This window comes from candidate division TA06 bacterium (assembly GCA_004376575.1).
Taxonomy (GTDB): domain Bacteria; phylum Hydrothermota; class DG-26; order E44-bin18; family E44-bin18; genus E44-bin18.
Map to the genome: position 1 here is coordinate 1 of SOJN01000114.1, position 2,616 is coordinate 2,616.

The following is a 2,616-nucleotide window of genomic DNA, read 5'->3' on the forward strand; positions in this document are numbered from 1 at the left end:
CACTGACACTACGTGTCGTCCACACCTTCCGACGCACAGACTGAAAATCCCATTTCAACCATTTCCCCAACTCCAAAGAAATAAAGTACTTGCCCGAAACGCCTTATTTTTCAAGCCGTTTCAGCATTATGTCTGTTATGGTGGTTATGCCTGTTTTGCTCTCTTTTGGTGAGAATTTGGCACAAATCTGGCACAAGGTTCAGGAGGTGCTACAGGGTGCTTGACACCGGGGTTGAACTTGGGTAGAGTTCAGCTACGATAAGGAAAGGCAAGTTGGAATCTCAGACAGTATCGGTTTTTTTCAGACGGATTTTGTCAAAAATCGTGCACCGTCCCTAGGGCCCAATAGGGACATCATCACCGAAGTGTCTTTTCGGAGCGAATTCCATGATATCCAATAAGAGACCCCTTCCGGCTGTGGCCATTTCTTTGCATATTCTTCTGACCACTCTCTTTCTCCCCACAGTCGTCTACGCAGGTCGTTCGCCTGAAGCCTGGGATCACCTCCCCAGACTTAGGCACATTGACTTCTCAGATAATGCTGTAGGGTTCGCATCAACAGCCCCTAAGCGGTTCTTTGTGCTCGAAAGAGGAGAATACCTCTGGCGAGAGGTTGACGCCGAGACCTATCTCTCCGAGTTCTCAGTCCGAGGAGACAGCTGCGAGCCACCAATGCGTTCAACCGCTTGGTATTCCGAAGAAGGCCACATGTATTTTGCTCAAGGTGCCTATTGTGCGGAGGGCTGCAATAGACATCACAAGCTCTGGCTTGTGAACTGCGAACAGGGGGTCCCCTTGATGGTCCAGGACCACGTGGATTCGTGTATGTCCATAAGCGCCATATGTGTCATTTCAGGGGACCTCTGGTTGGGAACAAGAATGGATGTTGAGTACGGAGGCTATCCTGGTGACGGTATTATTGTTCAGTCTTCGACCACAGGAAGACTCGTTCGCAGGATTGACGCTGAGCACTCTGGGCTCACAGGCGATTTGATCGAGGCCGTCGCCTTAGATCCAGAGACAGGGCGTGTGTGGGTCACAACAGAATGGGGTGTCAACGAAGTCAAGCCAGCTGGCATAGTGGCCAGAAGCCTCTTCCTATATGAAGACTTCAACAGAGAAACGGGGATTCCTGAGGTTTTCGTTTCCGAAACCAGAACGACGGGCAATCCATTTGCGACATTGGCCCGCACGATAGGAATCGATGATACGCGTGCCTTCTATGAAACGGTGTCTCGAATCCCAGAGGAGATGATAGACGAAGTTACACATCTCTCATCACTCATCGTAGGGTCCCACCAGTATCCTCTGCATGCACCTGTGGATAGCCAATGGAATATCCTGGTACCCTTCGTTTTAAAGGCGACCCAGAACGAGGATCGCACTCAAACGTACTACGCTGAACATGTTCTTGCAATGTTTGACGACACAAGGGCAAGGAAGTACTTTCTAGAGATATTGGAGGATTCATCAGCAAGACCGCATCGAATAGGATTTGCGACCAGGTATGTTGGGAGTCGTAGGCGCAGCGAGACTCCGACATTGGACGAAGAAATCCGGTTGCTGTGTAGACGCGTTGACCAGGCCATCTCTGAGCTACATGCTATGGGAGCCAATTCGGCACCAATACCTGTTGGTCACGCTATCCTATTTCCGGTTACGAAGCGTCTTCAGGCTCTCGGCTCGGCATATGGATACAAGGCGATCGAGGATTACTTCGAGACTGCAGATTTCAGTACCGGGAGGGACGGATCACTGCTTTACGATTTTGTCGTGCGCAGCTATCACAGAGAAGAAGCTGTCCCGGCAATCCTAATTGCCCTAAGAAGAATACCTCCGGACAGGGGCGCACTCTTCGCACGAACTTGCTCCATTTTTGACATGGCTTATCGGTCAGGGCACTCCGGACCCCCATTATATAGCGCGGACTACGTAGGCGCGCTCTTGAGAGCATATGTTAGAGCAGCGGCTTTTCAGAGAGCGGATGCTAAGGCAATCTCAGCATGTGAGAGCGCTATCCTCTCACAACTGCAGAACCCAGAAGTGCGCTCACGGTTTCTCACTGACATTCATCCACATCTGAAGGGAGAAGAGGCGCGGCTCTCGAATGTCCTTCTTGAAAAATCGCAATCGAGGTGAAGTCTACGCGTATCTGGGGCTGCAACTATGACTGCTGTTGACGCTTCAAGGCAACGCGGCGACGCCCGGCCTCCTAGAGAACGTTCACCAGAGGTTCGCTTTCACCCCTAGCATTGTGCTTGGGTCCATTCCCCCTTTGTGGTTGAAAAGGTTGGCGTAAGTCTGGCACAACACTGAATGCTGTTCGCGTGGGTCACTGTGCCTCCGCAGCTTAGCTGGATAGAGCGTCGGACTTGAAATCCATTTTGGGGTGTTTCCGTAAGTATAAGGCCGATAAGATAATAGCAAGTCGGCCTTTGACTTATCCCCGATTTCGATTTCACAGGAGTTCACAGCTTTTCACAGGATTTGATTCCTCTTTATCACGGCATTATCACAGAAAACGGGACGGCACAAATCTGCCACAGGGCAAGACGAAGTCCTACTCTCCCCTCGACACGCCCGGGGCCGGCAGGGCAAGCATCGGCCTCTGGAGCT

The 2,616-nt window shown here is 51.3% G+C and carries 1 protein-coding gene; it reads left to right on the plus strand.

The annotated features are described in order from the left end of the window. Positions 1-387 precede the first annotated feature (387 nt). On the plus strand, positions 388-2,139 hold the full coding sequence (locus E3J62_09605) for a hypothetical protein (protein TET44680.1): 1,752 nt from the start codon (positions 388-390) through the stop codon (positions 2,137-2,139). The last annotated feature ends 477 nt before the right edge of the window (positions 2,140-2,616 follow it).

Coding starts and splice junctions, on each gene's coding strand:
- E3J62_09605 (TET44680.1), top strand. CDS start 388: ATGATATCCAATAAGAGACCCCTTCCGGCTGTGGCCATTTCTTTGCAT.